This window comes from Burkholderia sp. Nafp2/4-1b, from assembly GCF_003635165.1.
Taxonomy (GTDB): Bacteria; Pseudomonadota; Gammaproteobacteria; order Burkholderiales; family Burkholderiaceae; genus Burkholderia.
Genome location: NZ_ML058597.1, coordinates 904,505 through 924,584, shown reverse-complemented (window position 1 = coordinate 924,584; position 20,080 = coordinate 904,505). Strand labels below are relative to the sequence as shown.

The 20,080-nt window shown below is 66.7% G+C and carries 21 protein-coding genes and 1 pseudogene; 14 read left to right on the top strand and 8 right to left on the bottom strand.

The features are described from left to right. Positions 1–244 precede the first annotated feature (244 nt). The 6 genes and pseudogenes from C7H84_RS04270 to C7H84_RS04245 form a co-directional block, all read left to right on the top strand. Positions 245–709: a VOC family protein gene (locus tag C7H84_RS04270; RefSeq protein ID WP_121857560.1), complete on the top strand. Its 465-nt coding sequence runs from the start codon at positions 245–247 to the stop codon at positions 707–709. Between the two features lie 73 nt (positions 710–782). Beyond that, the gene (gene codA, locus C7H84_RS04265) at positions 783–2,033 is read left to right on the top strand and encodes a cytosine deaminase (protein WP_121857559.1); all 1,251 of its coding nucleotides are present in this window, start codon (positions 783–785) and stop codon (positions 2,031–2,033) included. A 182-nt stretch (positions 2,034–2,215) separates the two neighbouring features. Beyond that, positions 2,216–3,550 carry a chloride channel protein gene (locus C7H84_RS04260; RefSeq protein WP_121857558.1) on the top strand — a complete coding sequence of 445 codons (1,335 nt, stop codon included), beginning with the start codon at positions 2,216–2,218 and terminating at the stop codon, positions 3,548–3,550. A gap of 249 nt (positions 3,551–3,799) precedes the next feature. Further along, positions 3,800–4,111 carry a helix-turn-helix transcriptional regulator gene (locus C7H84_RS04255; RefSeq protein ID WP_346428370.1) on the top strand — a complete coding sequence of 104 codons (312 nt, stop codon included), beginning with the start codon at positions 3,800–3,802 and terminating at the stop codon, positions 4,109–4,111. Beyond that, positions 4,108–5,367: a type II toxin-antitoxin system HipA family toxin gene (locus tag C7H84_RS04250; RefSeq protein WP_121857556.1), complete on the top strand. Its 1,260-nt coding sequence runs from the start codon at positions 4,108–4,110 to the stop codon at positions 5,365–5,367. The genes C7H84_RS04255 and C7H84_RS04250 overlap by 4 nt, the downstream gene beginning before the upstream one ends. A 39-nt stretch (positions 5,368–5,406) precedes the next feature. Continuing rightward, positions 5,407–5,910 (top strand): annotated as a pseudogene (locus C7H84_RS04245) (methyltransferase domain-containing protein); the annotation flags it as partial. 24 nt (positions 5,911–5,934) lie between these two features. On the opposite strand, the gene C7H84_RS04240 reads toward C7H84_RS04245, so the two are convergent. Both C7H84_RS04240 and C7H84_RS04235 read right to left on the bottom strand, forming a co-directional pair. Then, positions 5,935–7,341, bottom strand: a complete 1,407-nt coding sequence (locus tag C7H84_RS04240) for a cytochrome c peroxidase (protein ID WP_121857555.1) — start codon at positions 7,339–7,341, stop codon at positions 5,935–5,937. A 109-nt stretch (positions 7,342–7,450) separates the two neighbouring features. Then, the gene (locus C7H84_RS04235; protein ID WP_121857554.1) at positions 7,451–9,124 is read right to left on the bottom strand and encodes an alkaline phosphatase family protein; all 1,674 of its coding nucleotides are present in this window, start codon (positions 9,122–9,124) and stop codon (positions 7,451–7,453) included. A gap of 336 nt (positions 9,125–9,460) precedes the next feature. On the opposite strand from C7H84_RS04235, the gene C7H84_RS04225 reads away from it, so the two are divergent. Further along, positions 9,461–10,372: an EamA family transporter gene (locus tag C7H84_RS04225; protein ID WP_121857553.1), complete on the top strand. Its 912-nt coding sequence runs from the start codon at positions 9,461–9,463 to the stop codon at positions 10,370–10,372. A gap of 138 nt (positions 10,373–10,510) precedes the next feature. On the opposite strand, the gene C7H84_RS04220 is transcribed toward C7H84_RS04225, so the two are convergent. The 3 genes from C7H84_RS04220 to C7H84_RS04210 form a co-directional block, all read right to left on the bottom strand. Beyond that, entirely contained in the window at positions 10,511–10,846 is a 336-nt protein-coding gene (locus C7H84_RS04220; protein WP_121857552.1) for a hypothetical protein, read from the bottom strand. Then, a complete protein-coding gene (locus C7H84_RS04215; RefSeq protein WP_240461958.1) occupies positions 10,843–11,385 on the bottom strand; it encodes a type VI secretion system amidase effector protein Tae4 in 543 nt (180 codons plus the stop codon). Before C7H84_RS04215 ends, C7H84_RS04220 begins: the two co-directional genes overlap by 4 nt. A gap of 89 nt (positions 11,386–11,474) precedes the next feature. Further along, positions 11,475–11,948 (bottom strand): Lrp/AsnC family transcriptional regulator, encoded by a 474-nt coding sequence (locus C7H84_RS04210; RefSeq protein WP_121857550.1) that lies wholly within the window; start codon positions 11,946–11,948, stop codon positions 11,475–11,477. A gap of 317 nt (positions 11,949–12,265) precedes the next feature. Between C7H84_RS04210 and C7H84_RS04205 the strand changes: the two genes are divergently transcribed. The 6 genes from C7H84_RS04205 (at position 12,266) to C7H84_RS04180 (ending at position 16,634) form a co-directional block, all read left to right on the top strand. Next, a complete protein-coding gene (locus C7H84_RS04205) occupies positions 12,266–13,651 on the top strand; it encodes an amino acid permease (RefSeq protein ID WP_121857549.1) in 1,386 nt (461 codons plus the stop codon). 42 nt (positions 13,652–13,693) lie between these two features. After that, entirely contained in the window at positions 13,694–14,896 is a 1,203-nt protein-coding gene (locus C7H84_RS04200) for an amino acid aminotransferase (RefSeq protein WP_121857548.1), read from the top strand. Between the two features lie 140 nt (positions 14,897–15,036). Beyond that, positions 15,037–15,435 (top strand): DUF488 family protein, encoded by a 399-nt coding sequence (locus C7H84_RS04195; protein WP_121857547.1) that lies wholly within the window; start codon positions 15,037–15,039, stop codon positions 15,433–15,435. Positions 15,436–15,576: 141 nt separating this feature from the next. Then, entirely contained in the window at positions 15,577–15,852 is a 276-nt protein-coding gene (locus C7H84_RS04190; protein ID WP_121857546.1) for a DUF1488 domain-containing protein, read from the top strand. Between the two features lie 17 nt (positions 15,853–15,869). After that, positions 15,870–16,109 carry a UDP-glucose 4-epimerase gene (locus tag C7H84_RS04185; RefSeq protein ID WP_121857545.1) on the top strand — a complete coding sequence of 80 codons (240 nt, stop codon included), beginning with the start codon at positions 15,870–15,872 and terminating at the stop codon, positions 16,107–16,109. A 171-nt stretch (positions 16,110–16,280) separates the two neighbouring features. Then, on the top strand, positions 16,281–16,634 hold the full coding sequence (locus C7H84_RS04180; RefSeq protein WP_121857544.1) for a metal ABC transporter ATPase: 354 nt from the start codon (positions 16,281–16,283) through the stop codon (positions 16,632–16,634). 43 nt (positions 16,635–16,677) lie between these two features. On the opposite strand, the gene C7H84_RS04175 is transcribed toward C7H84_RS04180, so the two are convergent. The 3 genes from C7H84_RS04175 to lhpI form a co-directional block, all read right to left on the bottom strand. Next, positions 16,678–17,457 carry a helix-turn-helix domain-containing protein gene (locus C7H84_RS04175; protein WP_121857543.1) on the bottom strand — a complete coding sequence of 260 codons (780 nt, stop codon included), beginning with the start codon at positions 17,455–17,457 and terminating at the stop codon, positions 16,678–16,680. A 17-nt stretch (positions 17,458–17,474) separates the two neighbouring features. Beyond that, positions 17,475–17,882, bottom strand: coding sequence for a response regulator (locus tag C7H84_RS04170; protein ID WP_121857542.1), 408 nt, complete (start codon positions 17,880–17,882; stop codon positions 17,475–17,477). Positions 17,883–18,118: 236 nt separating this feature from the next. Continuing rightward, positions 18,119–19,045 (bottom strand): bifunctional Delta(1)-pyrroline-2-carboxylate/Delta(1)-piperideine-2-carboxylate reductase, encoded by a 927-nt coding sequence (gene lhpI, locus C7H84_RS04165; protein WP_121857541.1) that lies wholly within the window; start codon positions 19,043–19,045, stop codon positions 18,119–18,121. Positions 19,046–19,328: 283 nt separating this feature from the next. Between lhpI and C7H84_RS04160 the strand changes: the two genes are divergently transcribed. Continuing rightward, the gene (locus tag C7H84_RS04160) at positions 19,329–20,066 is read left to right on the top strand and encodes a GntR family transcriptional regulator (RefSeq protein WP_121857540.1); all 738 of its coding nucleotides are present in this window, start codon (positions 19,329–19,331) and stop codon (positions 20,064–20,066) included. Positions 20,067–20,080 lie beyond the last annotated feature (14 nt).

Here is a 20,080-nt window from a genome sequence, read left to right as displayed (position 1 = left end):
GATTCCGGCGGTGGCCGCGCGGGTGCTCCATTGCGAGTCGCGCAACAGTGCGTCACACGGCGTTCACAAACCGGTGCGGCGGCCGGGTGCCGGGCGTTTTCGCGAGCCGCGCGACGCGCGACGGACGGTGACCGCGCCTGCCGTGTCGCGCATTGACAACATGTGCGCAGCCGGGCGGGGGAGTTGCTCGCCGCACCGTGCGCGTGGAGAATGGTCGGACCCATGCCGAGACAAGGAGACATCGATGACTGCGCATCACCGTCCGTCCTTCAGTGCCGCGCTGTGCTACCGCGACCCGAAAGCCGCGCTCGCGTGGCTCGAACGTGCATTCGGTTTCGAGCGCTCGCTCGTCGTCACCACACCGGAAGGCGACATTGCCCATGCCGAAATGAAATTCGGCGACAGCCTCGTGATGATCGGCGGCACGTGGGCCGACTTCATCGCGTCGCCGGAAGACACGGGCGACCGCAATACCCAGCACGTGCATGTGCATCTGCCCGACGACGCGGACATCGACGCGCACTGCGAACACGCGCGCGAGGCCGGCGCGGACATCCTGCAGGCGCCGGCCGACGCGTTCTACGGCGATCGCGTGTATCGCGCGCGCGATCCGGGCCGGCATGTCTGGACGTTCGGCAAGCGCGTGCGCGACGTGACGACCGACGAAATGAGCGCCGCGACCGGCCTGACGATCGAATACTTCGACTGAGCGCGGCGCATCGCGTCGACGCCGGTTTTCCCCACTACGCGGCGCGCGGGCGCCGCATGACGCCAGGACCCCCATGAACCTGTTCAATGCACGCCTGCGCGGTCGCGACGGGCTGTTCACGATCGGTATCGACGGCGACAGGATCGCGCGGCTCGACGTGCAAGCCGCGCCCATCACAGCGGCCACGCCCGTCGGCGCCGACGATGTCGATGCGGGCGGGCGCCTCGTGATTCCGCCGCTCGTCGAACCGCACATCCACCTCGATGCGGTGCTCACGGCCGGCGAGCCGGCCTGGAACATGAGCGGCACGCTGTTCGAGGGCATCGAGCGCTGGTCGGAGCGCAAGGCGACGATCACGCACGACGACACGAAGACGCGCGCGCATGCGGCGATCGGCATGCTGCGCGATCACGGGATCCAGCACGTGCGCACCCATGTCGACGTCACCGATCCGACGCTCGCCGCGCTGAAGGCGATGCTCGAAGTGAAAGACGAGGCGCGCGGGCTGATCGACCTGCAGATCGTCGCGTTTCCGCAGGAAGGCATCGAGTCGTTCGACGGCGGGCGCGCGCTGATGGAGCAGGCGATCGAGCTCGGCGCGGACGTCGTCGGCGGGATTCCGCATTTCGAGAACACGCGCGAACAGGGCGTCAGCTCGATCCGCTTCCTGATGGAGCTGGCCGAGCGCACCGGCTGCCTCGTCGACGTGCACTGCGACGAGACCGACGATCCGCATTCGCGTTTTCTGGAAGTGCTCGCGGAAGAAGCGCGCGTGCGCGGGATGGGGGCGCGCGTGACGGCCAGCCACACGACCGCGATGGGCTCGTATGACAACGCGTACTGCTCGAAGCTGTTCCGGCTGCTGAAGCGCGCGGGGCTGAACTTCATCTCGTGCCCGACCGAGAGCATCCACCTGCAGGGGCGCTTCGACACGTTCCCGAAGCGACGCGGCGTCACGCGTGTCGCGGAACTCGATCGTGCGGGCCTGAACGTGTGCTTCGGGCAGGATTCGATCAAGGATCCGTGGTATCCGCTCGGCAACGGCAACATCCTGCGCGTGCTCGACGCGGGCCTGCATATCTGCCACATGATGGGCTACCAGGACCTGCAGCGCTGCCTCGACTTCGTGACCGATCACAGTGCGACGACGATGCATCTCGGCGACGGTTACGGGATCGCGCTCGGCCGGCCGGCGAATCTGGTCGTGCTCGATGCGGACAGCGACTACGAAGCGGTGCGCCGGCAGGCGAAGGCCACGCTGTCGATGCGCAACGGGAAGGTGATCATGCGGCGGGAACCGGAGCGCATCACGTATCCGGATTGACGCGGCTGTGCCGGGGGCCGGCTGCTTCTGCCGCGGCGGCCCGCCTTCACGGCAGTATTCTGGAGACGCATGAGTTGATCAGAAAAATACGTTTGTCGCATGATCGGGCGAAGCCTACGATGCGGTCCTGACGGCGGCGCGCATGGTGTGCGCCGTCTTTCCGATCCCCGTTCGCCGACCTCATGCGCCTCGATCTCCCGTCCGCTCCTGCGTCTTCCTCGCCGTCCGCCAGTCCGTTTGCGCGGATGGCGGTCGTCACGATCCTGACCGGCGTCGGCGCGGGCTTCGGCGGGATGCTGCTCGCGCTGCTGCTGCACGCGATCCAGCACGTGGCCTACGGGTACAGCCTCGCGCACGTGGTCGGCACCGAGAGCTTCCTCTCCGGCGTGACCCAGGCCGGCCCGCTGCGCCGGCTTGCGGTGCTCGTCGTGTGCGGGCTCGTTGCCGGCGGCGGCTGGTGGGCGCTGTACCGGTACGGGCGGCCGCTCGTCAGCATTCGCCGCGCGGTGCGCGCGGCTGATCCGCGGATGCCGTTCGTCAGCACGACGGTTCATGCGCTGCTGCAGATCGTCACCGTTGCGCTCGGTTCGCCGCTCGGTCGCGAAGTCGCCCCGCGCGAAATCGGCTCCCTGCTGGCCGGGCGGCTCGCGCATCGCGCCGGGCTCACGCCGGCCGACTGCCGGTTGATGGTCGCGTGCGGCGCGGGGGCCGGCCTCGCGGCCGTCTACAACGTGCCGCTCGGCGGCGCCGTGTTCGTGCTCGAAGTGCTGCTCGGCACGTTCGACATGCGCGCGCTGGTGGTGGCGGTCGTCACGTCGGCGATCGCGGCGGTCGTCGCATGGATCGGCCTCGGCAACGAACATCAGTACACGGTCCCTGCGTTCGTGCTGAGCACGCCGCTCGTCGCGTGGTCGATCGTCAGCGGGCCGCTGTTCGGTTTCGCCGCGTACGGTTTCGTGCGGCTCACAGCCCGCGCACGGGCCGACGCGCCGAAGGGCCGGCTGCTGCCGGTGTTCTCTCTGCTCAATTTCGCGGTGATCGGCGTGCTGGCGATGTGGTTTCCGCAACTGCTCGGCAACGGCAAGGGGCCGGCTTCGTTGGGTTTCGACGGCACGCTGACGATCGGCCTGGCGGCGACGTTGCTCGTGCTGAAGGTGACGATCGAGGCGAGCAGCCTGCGCGCGGGTGCCGAAGGCGGGCTGCTGACGCCGGGCCTCGCGAACGGCGCGCTACTGGGCGTCGTGCTCGGCGGGCTGTGGAGCCTCGTGTGGCCCGGCGCGTCGATCGGCGGATGCGCGCTGGTCGGCGCGACCGCGTTTCTCGCCGCATCGATGCAGATGCCGATCACGGCCGTCGTGCTGTTGCTCGAATTCACGCGCGCGAATCACGATAGCCTCGTGCCGATGCTGCTGGCCGTGGCGGGTTCGCTCGTCGCGTACCGGTTCGCGCAGCAATTGGCGGAACGGCGCGCGCGAGCGATCGCGGCCGTCAGCACGAGGGAGGCGGTTGCTCGCTAGCTCACGGCTGGCCCCGCTACGCGTCGACGAGCGCGACGATCCGTGGCACGACGTGGCGCGTTTGAGGACTTCCCTTGGTATGGGAAGCGCACGCGTCGTGGATACGTTAATTACGCGCTGAAGTGGCTTAACAACCCAAATCCCGTCATAAGGAACAACAATCGGGAATTATCTTTCTTGAGTGCATCGCACCTATAACTCTATAATATTGGGAGTTATGAGAGCTATAGCGCCAGAAGACCCACTATGTTGGAATTAAGTTTCCGCAAGCCCGATGAAATCGTCACACTGCTTTGCGCGCGGCTTCGCACGGAGCGGCTGGCGTTGCAACTGACGCAGAGCGACGTAGCCGCGCGGGCCGGCGTCGGTGCCAATACCGTGTCCAACCTGGAAGCCGGACGCAATGTGAGCCTCGAGACAGTCGTCCGTGTAGCGATGGTCCTGGGACGAAGCAAGGAACTCGAAGGACTCTTCCTGCCGAAGCTCGATAGCCTGGAAGACGTTCACCGCTATGAACAAAGTGCCAAACGTCAGCGCGTGAAGAGGGGCAACCAGAAATGATCGAGCGGATCGATGTCTACTACGACGGCTGGGGAGAGCACTGGCTGTGGGGATCGATGGTCTCCACGACGGCGATCACGGGGCGCCCGTTGATCGTATTCGAATATAGCGATGACGCGCGCAAGAGGGGGCTGGAACTGTCGTCTTATACGCTCCCATTGCACGGCGCGAAGCTGCGCAGGGACTTCCCGTCCCACCAGCTGGGATTGCCCGGACCGGTCTATGACGCACTGCCCGACGGATGGGGCATGTTGCTGATGGACCGCTTGTTCAAACGCCGCGGTCTCAACGCGGCACGTATCGGGCCGCTGGAGCGGTTGGCTTACATTGGCAACCATGCGATGGGGGCCATGTCGTTCGAGCCGGTCGTGCCCGAGATCCAGGCACCGCAGCCGGATATTCCTCTCGATCGGCTCGCGGCCGAGGTACAGGACGTCCTCAATGGCGAGGGCGGCGAATTCCTTCATCAACTGCTGCAGGTCGGCGGTTCTCCGCAAGGCGCCAGGCCAAAGGCCCTGGTCTACCGTGATCCGGAGTCCGGCGTTTTTACCACGGCCGCGGTGGCGGGTTTTGAAGCGTGGCTGGTCAAGTTCCCGGCTCGGCAAGAGCATCCCGAGGTGTGCGCGATCGAAATGGTCTACGCCGAGTGCTTGCGCATGTGCGGCATCGAGACCCCCGACACGCTGCATTTCAATCTGCCAGACGGGATGGCGGCATTCGCGTCCAGGCGTTTCGATCGTCGGGACGGTCTGCGCGTGCCCATGCAAAGCGTTGCCGCGTTCACCGGCGCCGATTACAAAACGCCAGGTGCGCTCGATTACGTGAATTTTCTGCGTGCGACTCACATGTGCACCAATGACGTACGCGAGAAGGCGCGGGCGTTCGAACGGGCTGTCTTCAATGTCGCGTTCAACAATCGCGACGATCATCCGAAGAACTTCGCGTACGTCATGTCGCGATCCGGCGAGTGGAAGCTCGCGCCGGCCTACGACGTTACATTCTGCGAGGGGCCGGGCGGTTATCACCAGATGGACGTCATGGGCGAGGCGCTGCGGATCGACCGAGCGGCATTGCTCGGACTGGCAAACGAAGCGGAGCTTTCCGCAGCCGCTGCCGGCGACATGATCGACGGAATGTGCGGAGTGGCCAGCCGATTTACGGCCATTGCGAAGCGCCGCTACGAGGGGATCATCACCGAAGACACCCTGTTGGACATTCAACGTCGAATCGACGAGAACGTTGCGCTGCTGCGCTAGTGCCACGGGGTTGCAGAAAGCGAAGCGGCCAGAGGCTGTTCGCCTGCGATGGTTGCCCTCGCAAAGGCGCGTTGCGCGGGGCTTTCGGTCGACGTCGCCGAGGGCGATCTCGCGGCGCCGCTCGACTGGCTGCCGAACGCTTCGTTCGACAAGATCCTGTGTTCGCTTGCGCTCGACTACGTGCGCGACCTCGTGCCGACGCTGCGTGAATTCAGGCGCGTGTCGCGGCCCGGTGCCACGCTGGTGTTCTCGATGGCGCACCCGATGCGCGACTGGATGGACGAGCGCACGCGCGGGGAAGGCACGTACTTCGATACGAGCCGCTTCGGCTTCCACTGGTCGGGTTTCGGCGAACCGAAGCCCTACGTCGAAGCATGGCGCCGGCCGCTTGCCGACATCCTGAATGCGCTCGCCGACGCCGGCTGGCGGCTCGACCGGTTCGTCGAACCCACGCCGCTGCCCGAGATGAAGGCCGTGTCGGAGCGGCTCCATGCGGAGCTGTCGCTGGCGCCGGCCTTCCTGTGCATCCGCGCGCAGCGCTGACCAGACGCGGCGGCAAGCCAACCGTCAGCGTGCGGGCTCGTCATTGAGCGTGCCGAGAAACGCTTCGATATCCTTGATGTCCTGCGCGGTCATCGCGGGCTTGTCGCCGGGCTTGCGGTCGAACGGCGCATCGGTCACGTCGACGTTCGCGCGGTACTTCGCCGGAATGTCGTCGTACACGTCGACCTTGCCGTCCGCGCCGCGCGAATAGAACTTCTGCGGCGAGATGCTGCGCTCATTGTAGAACGCCATCACCTGGTCGAGCGTATGGAACACGCCGTTGTGGAAGAACACGTGGCGCGTCGCCGCGTTACGCAGCGTCGGCGTGAGGAACATCCCGCAATACTGCGTCTGGTCCTTGAGATCCTCGCGGAACGGCCCGCACACGCCGAGATCGTAGAACGCCGGGTTGCGGTTCTGCGCGAGCGTGCGGTTGCGCGGCGCGCCGAGTGCCTCGTACTGATAGTCGGTAAACATCGGCGGCAGGCCGTCCTTGCCGGGCTTCGACAGGTGGCAGCCCGCGCAATTCGCCTTGTCCGGATCGTTGAAGAGCCGCAGCCCGCGCAACTCGGCCTGCGTCAAGCGCGCGCGGCCTTCGAGCCAGCGGTCGTACTTGCTGTCGTACGGATGGAACGACGGATCCTCGACCTGATAGCGCGCGATCGCGAACATCGCCTCCGACACCGCGAGCTGCGGCGTGGAGAACACGCGCGCACCGAACAGCTGCTCGAACTGCGCGCGATGCGGCGACTGCGCGAGCTTGCGCGCAACATCGTCGATGCTCGCGTTCGCCATTTCGACCGGATTCAGCAGCGGCCCGAACGCCTGCTGCTGCAACGTATCGGCGCGGCCGTCCCAGAACATCCCGCCTTGCGGCACGAGCTGCGGCGCGGCCGACGTGCCGGCCACCTTCTGCGCCTTCACGACACCGGCCGCCGACGCAGCCTGCTGCGCGACGCTCGGCGCCGCGTCGTTTTCGCCGGCATCGGGGCCGATGCTGAAGTTGGGCTGGCGATACAGGTACATCAGCGACGGCGGCGGGCGGTAGCCCTGCTGCGTCATCGCGAGGCCGCCCGGCTGCACGTCGAGCCCGTTCGGCGGAGCGTACGCATGATCGGGGCTGTGGCACGACGCGCACGACTGCTTGCCCGAGGCCGACAGCGACGGATCCACGAACAGCGCGCGTCCGAGTTGCGCGACGGCCGACAACGGCTGCGCGGCGGGGCGCTGCAACACGACCGGATGCGGATTCGCACCCGTCCAGTCGGCGACGACGTCGCCGATCGCCGCCGGCGTACGGGCCGGGAACGCGATCGCGAACGCGGCGTAGCCGAGCACGGCCGCGCCGAGCGCGAACGCCGCGCGGGCAGGGGAACGCGGCGCGTCGGCGCCGGCTGTGTCGGAGGACGGGAGCGCGGGACGAGCTGTCATGCTGGCGGTCGAAAGTCGGGGCGCCGCGTCGGCGCGGCACGTCGAATGGAAACGGCCGGCGCACGCTGCGCCGGCCTGCTGCTTGCTGTTGCCGGTTACGCGATGCCGGTCAGATCGACGGCGCCGCGCTCAGCACGGTGCCCAGCGTCGGATCGAGATACAGCGGCGCCGTGTTCGGCTTCGACGCGAAGTCGAACAGCCCGCGCAGGTCGCCGGCCGACGCATCGAACGAACCGCCGCCGATGCGCTGGCCGCCGAGCCAGTTGTCCTCGATGAAGCGCACGACGGACGCCTGGTCGATCATCGTGTGGTCGACGTAGTTCTGCTTCGCGTACGGCGAGATCACGACGAGCGGAATCCGCACGCCGGGGCCGCAGCGGCCGTTCACGGTGCCGCCGTTCACGCCGGTGGTGCCGCCCGAGCCGCACTGGCCGTTGCCGTTGACCTGGTCGACCGCGTCGGACGACGCGTGGGTCGGTGTCGTATACGCGTGGTCGTACCAGCCGTCCGAGTCGTCATACGTGACGATCACGGCCGTGTTCTGCCAGTCGGGTTGCTGCTGCAGGAAGTTGACGACCTTCGTGACGAACGCCTGCTCGTCGAGCGGATCCGAGTAGCCTGCATGCCCGTCCTGCGCGGCTGGTGCCTTCAGGAAGCTGACCGACGGGAAGTTGCCGGCCTTCACGGCCGCGAAGAAGTCGTCGCTGTCGTACTGGTGGTTCGCCGGTTCGGCCGTCTTGCCGTCGGCCTGGACGCTCGAGCCGATCGCCGCGACCGAGCTCGGGCGCGTGTGCTGCGGGTTCGCGGTCGACGCGTAGTACTGGAACCAGTTGTGGTGCGGGATGTAGTCGGCCGTCGCGGCGTTCACGGCGGTGGCGACCGTGCTGCGGCTGCAGCCGCTCGTGCCGTTGCTGTTGGTCGTCGACAGGTTGAAGCCGCCCATGAAGCCGCCCCACGTGATCTTCGCGGCGTTCAGCAGGTCGCCGATGTTCTTGCCGCTCATCATCGCCTGGTCGGTCGTGCTTGAGCACACGTCGTAGCCCGGATCGACGTCGTTGATCATCGTGAAGCCGCCCTGGCCGTCGTTGATGTAGTACGACGTGGCGGCGAGCGTCGACGGCTGCTTCGACGTCTTGACGATCTGCATCCCGTTGGTCTGGCCGGACACGACGTTCAGCGCGCCCGGCGTCGACGGGCCGTAGACCGTCGTATAGGCGTTGTCGCTCATCGCGAAGCGTTGCGCGTAGTTCCACAGCGCGGTGACGGTGTTGCCGTCGAAGTAGCCCATCACCTGGCCCTTCGTGCCGAACGCGCCGGCGCCGCCGGACGAGCCCTTGCCGGTGTATTTCGGGAACAGGTCGGCGAGGCCGTTGTCCTCCGCCTGCTGCTCGGCCGTGTATGCGTGGTTCTGGTCGGCGGTCGCGGCCTGCGTGCGGTCGAGGCGGAAGGGGTTCGCGGCGTCGGTGCCGTTGGCCGTGTTCGTGAAGTTCGGGTTCGCGGTGAGCAGCGTGCCCGTGAGGCCGTTGATCGTCGGCGTGCCGGACTTCGCGGTGAAGGCCGGTTCGCCGGCCGGGTTCGACGCGTTCGGGTAGGTGCCGAAGTAGTGGTCGAACGACACGTTTTCGCCGTAGATCACGACGACGTGCTTGATCGGCGTGGCGGTCTGCAGCGCGTCCTGCGACGACACGGCGGGCGTCGACGTGGGATCGTCGCTGCCGCCGCAGGCGAACAGCGCAAGTGCTGCGCCGGCGCAGGCGGTGACGAGCAAGGCTTGACGGAACATCGCGAAACTCCAGGTAGGTTTTCGATGGTGGAGAGCGGCCCCGTCGCCGTGTCGGTTCGGCGCGGAGCTCGTGACGGAGCATCGGCATTGAAACAGCCCGGCATGAAGATATGGGGGCGGAGCGGTTTCGCGACGGTTGCGCTGCGGTATCGATTCCATTACGGCGCGACGGCCCGCGAAAGACAGCGGAAAGGGGCATCCCCGATCACACATGCGACCGCGCGCCCGGTGATCGCCGCGAAGGCCGCGCCGGGCGGGCGACCGCGCGCGGCGGGCCGAGTCGTCCCGGAGGCCGCGTGATGGGCTTTTTTGACAATACGGTGACGCATTCATACGATGATCGGCCTGCGGCGACGATTTCGCGTTGCCGGCCGTCAGCGAGTATTCAACGTGCCGATTCCCGTCCTGTTCGCCGTCCTGTGTGCCGCGTTCCTGCATGCGTCATGGAATGCGCTCGTGCGCAGCAGCGGCGACCGGCTGCGCTCGGCCACGGTGCTGCAGATCGCGATCGGGCTGTTCGCGCTGCTGTTCCTGCCCGCCGCCGCGCCGATTACGCCCGCGAGTTGGGCGTGTGTCGTCGCGTCGGCCGTGATCCACGTCGTCTATACGTTATTGCTGGTGCGCGCTTACGAGCACGGCGACCTGAGCGTCGCGTATCCGGTCGCGCGCGGCACCGCGCCGCTGCTCGTCACGCTGGGCGCGGCGGCGTTCGCGGGCGAGCATTTGAATACCGGCGCGCAAGGTGGGCTCGTGCTGATCTGCGCCGGCATCCTGGCGATCGGGCTCGATCGCGGGCGCGGCGCTCGGCACCGGATGGCGCAGGTGCTGCCGACGGCGTTCGCGACCGGCGTCTCGATCGCCGCGTACAGCGTGGTCGACGGGATCGGCGTGCGGGAAAGCGGCAGCACGGTCGGCTATACCGCGTGGATGTTCGCGCTGACGGGGTTGCTGATGGCCGCGTACTACCGGCTGCGCGCGGGCTCGCTGCGGCTCACGCAGGATGTCGGCGAAACGGCGAAGGCCGCATGCGGCGGCGTATTCGCGGCGCTCGCGTACGGGATCGTGATCTGGGCGATGGATCGCGCACCGATGGGCCCGGTGTCGGCGCTGCGCGAGACGAGCGTGGTGTTCGCGGCGCTGATCGCGCGCGTGTACCTCGGCGAGCGGCTGACGCCGCGTCGCGCGGGCGGGTGTCTGGTGATTGCGGCGGGGGCGCTGATGATCAGTGCGTTCGAGGCGGTGCGGTGAGTACTTGCGAAAATCCGTGGTTGTGACGCGCGCACGTGGACTCGCTACACGTGGCGCCAAAGGGGCTATGGCGCGAGGGGATCGTGAAAGGAGCGAGGCGGCAGCACGAACTGCAGCGTGCCGCCTCGTCGATGCGACTTAGCTGAAAAGACCCAGTGAGGAGGCAGCGTAGCTCGCAAGATGAAAAAAGACGACAGAGAGCGTAGCGGCAACGAACACGGTTCCCCATCTGCGCAACGACCAGCGCCGATAAGCGACGGCGTTAATTGCGGCAAAGAGAACCGACGGCCACAAGGTCAGCGCGAGCAGGCCGATCACGAATACGGCGTGAGGGGCGCAGTGCTCCATGTCGTTGCAGCCGGTCGAATGGGACGACGTAACAGGCCATTGAATACGGCTGAACGCGTAGAGGGATGCCCAGGTAGTCAGCAAGCCCCATATGAATCCACCAAGGGTGGCAGTCAGCCGTTTCATTCAACTTCCCAGAAGAGTATTTCTTTCGAATCGGCCAGATCCGAGTACCAATTCCCGCGCCGGCCGCGAAGATATTCGAGCGGGTTGATCATGGCCGGCACGCCGATCCGAAATCGCCAGAACGACGCGGCCGAGGGGGTGAGGGTGTCCTTGTTCCACAGATCGATATGTCCGCCGCTGAATGCGTCAGCCGAATCACCGTCCTGCCGCCAATAACCGAAGAAATAGATGATACCGGTGCGGCCCTTTACCTTGTCCTGCCAGTCCTGTCCGGTGATGCTTTCCGGCTTGCCCACGCCAAGGAATGGGCGAAGCTTCAACCATTCGGTGAGTTCATAGGCGCGAGTCGCAGTTGCCTTGCCGTTGAGGACTAGGCGTCCGAGCGTCAGTTTTCCCGGCATGGGTTTCAATACCTTCTGAGAAAACGACTTCATGTCGCTGCCGATTGCGTGGAAAATTACGCTCATCCGGATCGCGCATTGATTTTTATATTCGCCGGTCGGGTCGTTGTATGGATCCTTCTTGGCCTTGCGAGTCACACGGCTCAACGCCTGTCTGACGCAGCCGGAACCATGATGATGCGTGCGGCACCGGCGAGCTTCGCGGGAAGCCCTCGCGCGCGCGGGTGTTACGCCTCCACCGGCATCGCACTCGTGCACTTGATCTCGTCGAGACACACGCTCGAATGCACGCCGCTCACGCCGGGAATGCGCATCAGCGTCTCGAGCAGGAACTTGGACAGCCCTTTGAGATCGTGCGCGACGACCTTCAGCACGTAGTCGATATCGCCCGTCACCGAGAAACATTCCTGAATCTGCGCGAGATCCGATACGAGTTTCTGGAACTTCGACAGGTCGCGGATATGTCCGCGCTCCATCGTCACATGCACGAACGCAGTGACGCCGAAGCCGAGCGTATCGGGGCACAGACGGGTTTCGTAACGGCGAATCGCGCCGATTTCCTCGAGCCGGCGGTGGCGCCGCAGCGTCTGCGCGGGCGACAGGCCGACAGCCTTCGCCAGATCGAGATTCGACGCGCGGCCGTTCTCCTGCAGCACCGACAACAAGTGGCGATCGATGCGATCGAGAACCGGTTCAGGCATTTTTGTTTCCTCATCTGTCTCCCGGATGCAATCTTATCTCATAATGTAGGGTTTGCATGAGCGGGTTACGCAACCCGATTTCGCGGTCTCGACGCTAAACTGACCCCGTATTATCGTGTGCGGCCGCAGCAATGCGGGCGAGGCGACGGTCGGCAGCCGGTCCGGCAGGGCTGTCGACAGGATTCGGACGTCGCCGCGCGAAAATTGCAGCCCCAACCCGGCGGCCCCACGAACGGCCGCCGGCACAGTAAAACAGCGCCCGGCACACCGAGGCGCGCCGCACCGCTTCCGGCGGAGGCGGGCAGAATGGAGAAGACATGGTTTCTGGAAACGAGAAGGACGGCCTGAAGCGGGGGCTGAAGAATCGGCACATCCAGCTGATTGCGCTCGGCGGGGCACTCGGCACGGGGCTGTTCCTCGGCATCGCGCAGACGATCAAGATGGCCGGCCCGTCCGTGCTGCTCGGCTACGCGGTGGCCGGCGTCGTCGCGTTCTTCATCATGCGCCAGCTCGGCGAGATGGTCGTCGACGAGCCGGTCGCCGGCTCGTTCAGCTACTTCGCCGACAAGTACGTCGGCCATTTCACCGGCTTCCTGTCCGGCTGGAACTACTGGGTGCTGTACATCCTCGTCAGCATGGCCGAGCTGTCGGCCGTCGGGATCTACGTGCAGTACTGGTGGCCCGGCGTGCCGACCTGGGTGTCGGCGCTGGTGTTCTTCGTCGCGATCAACCTGCTGAATCTGGCGAGCGTGAAGTCGTACGGCGAGACGGAATTCTGGTTCTCGATCATCAAGGTCGCCGCGATCATCGGGATGATCGGCTTCGGCGGCTGGCTGCTCGCGAGCGGCCATGCGGGGCCCGAAGCGAGCGTCGCGAACCTGTGGCAGCACGGCGGATTCTTCCCGAACGGCGTGTCGGGGCTCGTGATGTCGATGGCGGCGATCATGTTCTCGTTCGGCGGGCTGGAGCTGATCGGCATCACCGCGGCCGAGGCCGACGATCCGAAGCACAGCATTCCGCGCGCGACCAACCAGGTGATCTACCGCATCCTGATTTTCTACATCGGCGCGCTGGCCGTGCTGCTGTCGCTGTATCCGTGGGAAAAGGTCGTCTCCGGCGGCAGCCCGTTCGTGCTGATCTTCCACGCGCTGAGCAGCAACCTGGTCGCGAACGTGCTGAACGTGGTCGTGCTGACGGCCGCGCTGTCGGTCTACAACAGCGGCGTGTACAGCAACAGCCGGATGCTGTTCGGCCTCGCGAAGCAGGGCAATGCGCCGAAGGTGCTGTGCTCGGTGAACAAGCGCGGCATTCCGCTCGCCGCGCTCGGCGCGTCGGCGCTCGCGACCGGCGTGTGCGTGCTGGTCAACTACTTCATGCCGGGCAAGGCGTTCGAGGTGCTGATGGGCCTCGTCGTGTCGGCGCTGATCATCAACTGGGCGATGATCACGCTGATCCACCTGAAGTTCCGCCAGGCCAAGCGTATCGCCGGAGAGCAGACTGTGTTCCGCAGTCTGGGCTATCCTTTCACGAATTACCTGTGCCTGGCATTCATGGCCGGCATTCTCGTCGTGATGTACCTGACGCCGGATCTCCGCCTGTCGGTGTACCTGATTCCCGTGTGGCTCGCGGTGCTCGCGGTCGGGTATCGCTTCCGTCAGAAGAATGCGGGATACGCGATGCGCGACGGCGCGTCCGCACGCTGACACGGGCACCACGACCTTCTTCCAAACGAGACCGACATAGCCATGTTCGAACACATCGACGCGTACCCGGGCGATCCGATCCTGACGCTCAACGAGAACTTCCAGAAAGATCCGCGCGATCAGAAGGTCAACCTGAGCATCGGCATCTACTTCGATGCCGAAGGCCGGATTCCCGTGATGGGTGCCGTGCGTGAAGCCGAAACCGCGCTGCAGCGCGACCACGGCCCGAAGCCGTACCTGCCGATGATCGGCCTCGCCGCGTATCGCGACGCCGTGCAGGCGCTCGTGTTCGGCGCCGCGCACCCGGCGCGCGCGGCCGGCCGCATCGCGACCGTGCAGACGCTCGGCGGCTCGGGCGCACTGAAGGTGGGCGCCGATTTCCTGAAGCGCTACTTCCCGGACGCGCAGGTGTGGCTGAGCGACCCGAGCTGGGAAAACCACCGCTTCATCTTCGAGCGTGCGGGCTTCACGGTGAACACCTACCCGTACTACGACGAAGCGACGGGCGGCCTGAAGTTCGACGCGATGCTCGCGGCGATCGACGCGCTGCCGGCGCGCAGCATCGTGCTGCTGCACGCGTGCTGCCATAACCCGACCGGCGTCGATCTCGACGAAGGCCAGTGGGAGAAGCTGATCGACGTGATCGAGGCGCGCGGGCTGCTGCCGTTCGTCGACATGGCGTACCAGGGCTTCGGCGCGGGCCTCGACGCGGACGCGTTCGCGGTGCGCGAACTGGCGCGCCGCGGCGTGCCGGCGCTCGTCGCGAACTCGTTCTCGAAGAACTTCTCGCTGTATGGCGAGCGCGTCGGCGGCCTGAGCGTCGTCTGCGAGGATGCGCCAGCCGCCGAGCGCGTGCTGGGCCAGCTGGCCGGCGCGGTGCGCTCGAACTACAGCAACCCGCAAACCTACGGCGCGAAGGTCGTGGCCACCGTGCTCAACACGCCCGCGCTGCGCAAGCAGTGGGAAGAAGAGCTCGCCGCGATGTGCCGCCGCATCGCGCGCATGCGCCAGTCGATCCACGACGGCCTGCGCGACCACGTCAGCGGCGAAGCGCTCACGCGCTACGTGAAGCAGCGCGGGATGTTCACGTACACGGGGCTGACCGAATCGCAGGTCGACGCGCTGCGCGAAGTGCACGGCGTGTACATCCTGCGTTCGGGCCGCATGTGTGTCGCGGGCCTGAACGATTCGAACGTCGGCATCGTCGCGGATGCGATCGGCAAGGTGCTGAAGAGCGGCGTCTGACCGGCGCGCCCGCGGGCGCCCGATCGTGTTGCCGAAACCGGCTGTCTCCCCCGCGGAGGCAGCCGGTTTTTTCTTGCGCGGGAGCGACGCGGCGTTACGATGGCGGATCGAACGCAGCGCATTCACGACGAAGGAGTGGCATGGCAATTCGGATCGTACGGCTCGGCACGCCGCGCGCGGCCGGCGAGGGCCTGCGGATCGGCACGGTGCGGCGGCCGCCGCGCGGCGTACCCAAGGCGGAATTCGCGTCGCGCAACTACTATGATGTATGGTTGCCGACGCTGTCGCCGAGCCCCGAGCTCGTCGCGCAGGCGCTGGCCGCCGAGACCGACGCCGAATGGCGCGCATTCACGCGCCGCTTCCGCGCGGAAATGGCGCACGGCGACGCGCCGAAAGTGCTGGATCTGCTCGCCGCGCTGTCGGCCACGAGCGCGTTCTCGGTCGGCTGCTACTGCGAGGACGAGCGGCGCTGTCACCGCAGCGTGCTGCGCGAACTGCTGGCCGAGCGCGGTGCGACGATCGACGCAGAGGCGGGCTGAACGGCCGTCAGGCCGTGCGAAGGCGAGCCGCATCGTGCGGCGCGGCAAACCGGTTGACGTGGGTCAAGCGTGCGGCGGCGCGTGCCGCTATGCTCATGTCATGGATGTCAGGGGAGCGTCCCGACGACGACAGGCGGACAGATGCACATTGCCTTTCCACCGGAACCGCCCGAATATTGCGCACGCGACCTGGTCGTTGCGTTTTCGGCGCTGGTCGATGGCCGTTGCGTTCAATGCGCGATCACGGCCGAAGCACTGGAAGACCATTTCGGCGCGGCGTCGCTGCTCGAACGCGACCTGCTGGGCGCGTTCGACGGGCATCGGTCCGCAATCGAGGCGATGGCACGACGAATGCTCGAAGAAATCGGCGGCCGGCCGGTATTGCTGCACAGCGGTCACTTCCGGCTCGACGACTGACACCGCAGGGAGGGCGCATGACACTGCAAGGCACGCTTCATGAACGCGACTGGTCGGTCGAAATCGAGACGCGACCGTGCGAATCCGGCGAATTCCGCTGCCGCGTGACGGTCGAGCACGGCACCGGCGCGGCGCGTTTTCATCATACGTTCGAGCACAGTCACGCGTATCGCACCGAGCACGAGGCCGCGATCGAAGGGCTGCGGGCCGGGATGACGTGGATCGAGATGAAGACGTCGCAGACATTCAGCGTGTGACGCACGTGACGCACGTGGCCGCCGCTGGCGGCGCGCACGCAATGCTGCCAGGGCAGTGATCGTCGCGTCAGTCATCGCACCGGATGCTGCCAGGCTTCGTTGCGAGCGGGACGACAAAACAGGAACAGATTACGCGGTCGACGAGCAGGCGACCCCGTCAGGAGGAACGACATGGGCGTGGGCATGCAGATCGTCTGCGTCGGATTCGCGGGGTCCGCCGCGCTGGAGGCCGAAGCGGGTGCGCAGCTGGTGCGGCTCGAACGATTCCGCGCACGCCTCGGCGATTGCCTGCTGGCGATCGAATCGCGCCCGACCGTCTACGGCGGGCGCAGCTACGACGTGCGGATCGAACTGTTCATGCACGGCGGCGCGCCGGCCGCGTTGCCCTGCTGCACCGGCGAAGACTTGAACGACACGCTGCGCGATGCGTTCGCGCAGGCCGAACAGGTGCTGGCCGCGTCGCAGGCCGGCGAGCCGCAAGCGGTCACGTTGCACCCGGTCGCGACGAGCGCCGCCACGCGATGACATGACGCGCCGAGCGCGGCAATGAAGCGTGCCGCGTCGCGCGTCAGACCTGCGCGAGCGCCTGCGCGTCGATGATCCGCACGCGCTTGCCGCGCGTTTCGACGAGCGACTCCCGATGGAACCGCGAGAACATCCGGCTGACGGTCTCGAGCTTCATGCCGAGATAGCAGCCGATCTCCTCGCGCGTCATCCGCAGGTTGAATTCCGATGCCGAATAGCCGCGCGCCTCGAAGCGCGACGACAGGTTCAGCAGGAAGTGCGCGACGCGCTGCTCGGCCGACATCGTCGCGAGCAACAGCATCTGGCTCGATTCCCGAACGATCTCGCTGCTCAGCATCTGATAGAGAAAGTGCTGCATCGATTTCATTTCGCGGCATGCGGCTTCGAGCGCGCCGAACGGGATGATGCACACGACGCTGTCCTCGAGCGCGATCGCGTCGCAGCAGTGCTGGCCGCCGCCGATGCCGTCCATGCCGAGCGTTTCACCGGCGATCTGGAAGCCGGTCACGTGCTCGCGACCGTCGCGATGCATGATCACCGTCTTGAACGAACCCGCGCGCACTGCATAGATGCTCTGGAACGGATCGTCGATGCGGAACAGCGCGTCGCCCTGGCGAACGTGCCGGGTCGAGCAGATGATCGCGTCGAGCCGACCGTATTCGTCCGCGGTCAGGTCCGGCGGCAGGCACATCGAGCGCATCGCGCAGATGGAGCAGCGCGCGGCCGGATGCTTGGCGGCGTCGGTGCGCGCGACCGCGTGCAGCGGAATCGTTGGCCGAGGCGCGACGGGCGGGGCGGCGGCGCAGGCGGCGGCTGTAGACATGAGTCACTCCGGCTCGGTCAGGGGTGGTGCGCGCGAGCGTGCACCAGGGATTCGATGACACGGCATGCAGCGTCGAATTCGGCGGTCTTGTCGAAGAAATAATCGGCTCCGGCCGCCGCGCATGCCGCTCTGAATGCTGCCGCCGAGTGATTCGTCAGCACGATCGTGACGACGCGCGGCGTGGCCTTCGACAGCATCCCGATCAGGTCGAGACCGCTGCCGTCCGCGAGCCGCAGGTCGACGATCACGACCTCCGCGTCGCTGCTGCGAATGTGCGTCCACGCGTCCTGGCCGTCTTCGGCTTCGCCGACGACCTCGACGCCGCGGATCGCGCCGACGAGCAGCGCAATCCGTTGCCGGACGGCGATGGCATGATCGACGAGAAACACCCTGAGCGCGGCGGCGGGTGGCAGGCTGGCATTCATGCGGGCAGTATCGTGTTGCGCCGCCAAAAATGAAATCGGCCGAATTGGAAGTTTGTGTAGTCCGCTTCGACGCGTTGTAGGGCGTTTCCTACAACGCGTACGGAAAATCGGCTGGGGCGCGCGGGAGCGCGGCGCCGGGCACCGTCGACGCTGTCGGGTTTGTCGCAGGCGCGGTCGCAGTCGTTGAAACGATTGCGACCATTGCGACCGTTGCGACCGTCGCCGCTTTCGTCGAATCAGCCGCGCTGGCGCGCGTCGAGCGCATCGCGGGCCGTGCGGCATGCAGCGAGATCCCACGCGGCGCAGCCGACCGTCTTGAACAGCAGCGGCCCGCTGCGCTCGAACGCGCCGCGCAGCACGTCGGCGAGCGACGCGACCTGCTGCCAGTCGACCTGCGCGACGATCAGGTCGCCTGCCTCGTGACGCGCGCCGGCCGGGTCGTCGACGACGAGCCGGCTGTGGCGCACGGTGTCGGCGTCGATCTCGGCGGCGTCCGCGGTGAACGCGCCGACGCCCACCACGAGGCGGCCTTCGCGCGCGGCTTCGCGATAGACGGGCGTGCGGCTCGTCGTCAGCGTGACGACGACATCGATCGCATCGGGAATCGCGTCGCCGTCGAGCGGTGCGAGGTGCGGCGCCTGCGCACGGTGCGCGGCGCAGAACGCGGCCGCGCTTTCGGCGCGCGAGCCGCGCACGTGCAGGCGCGCGTCCGGAAAGATCGCCGCGAGCGCTTCCACATGGTTGGCCGCCTGCTTGCCGGTGCCGATCAATAGGATGTCGCGCGGCGCGGCGCCGTGCAGCGCCTGGATCCCGAGCGCGGTGACGGCCGCCGTGCGGCGCCCGGTGACCGTCGGGCCGTCGAGCACGAAGCGCAGCTCGCCCGTCGTCGCGTCGTACGCGCTCACCTGGCCGTGGATCGTCGGCAGTCCGCGCGCGCCGTTGCCGGGGCACACGTTCACGAGCTTGTGACTCGCGAGGTCGCGCGCGCTCGACGGCATCGACAACATCACGCCGCCCGCCTGCAGCGGCACGACCAGCCGTTCGGGGCTGACGATCTCGCCGGCCGCGTAGTCGGCGACGGTATGCGCGAGCGTGGCGAGTAGCGCCGGGTAGTCGAGCAGCGCGGCGGTTTCGGCGGCGTCGAAAGCGGAGAGAGCGGTCATCGTGTCGGTCGGTCGTGGTGGTAGGCGGGTGGGTGCGGACGGCGCATGCATCGCGCGCTCGCGGCGCAGAGAGATCGGATGGATCGCGACAGCACAGCGTGTGGATCGAATCTATACCAATTTCTGGCTGTCCGGCAAGCCGGAAAAGTAAGCGGATCGCGGATTTTGGTTCTAATATCCGTCCAGATGGATGATCGCCCATACCGGCACGCGTGCCACTTCGGTATAGTGCGAACCCGTTTCCGAACCACGACCTCGACCCCCGACCGGGCAGGAGCCCCCGATGATGTCCGCGCGTCCCGAATCCCTTGAAGCCGGTTTCCGGCCGCTGCAGATCTACGAGCAGGTCGCCGAGAGGATCCGCGACGAGATCCGCGCGGGGCGCTATGCAGCCGAGTCGCGGCTGCCGTCCGAGCGCGAACTCGCGGCGCTGTTCCAGGTCGGCCGGCCGGCCGTGCGCGAGGCGCTCGGCGCGTTGCAGAACGAAGGGCTGGTGTTCACGAAACGCAATTCGGGCACCTACGTCGTGGCGGCGCCGCTCGACGTGCTCGCGCAGCGCGGCGACACGCGCGGCGCGCCCGATGCGGACTTCAGCCCGACGTCGACACTCGACGTGCGCCTCATCCTCGAGCCCGCGATCGCGCGCCTTGCCGCCGCACACGGCCGCGCCGACCCGATCGCCGAGGGCTATCTCGCGCAGATGGAAACCATCACCGACGTCGACGATCCGCAGCAACGCACGCTGTGGAACGAGAGCGACCGGTTGTTCCATCGGCAGCTCGCGTTGATGACGGGCGACGCGCTGATCGTGAAGATCGCGGACGAAGTCGCGAAGACGATGGACCAGCCGCTCTGGAAGCGGCTCAAGGACGACGGGATCTACGACGCGGGCCGGATCCGGCTCTATGTGTCCGAGCACCGGCTGATCTACGAGGCCATTGTGTCCGGCGACGCCGACGCGGCTGCGTTCTACGTCGAGCAGCACATCCTGCGCGTGCGCCGCGACATTGCGCCGAAATAACGCGAGCCTCGTCA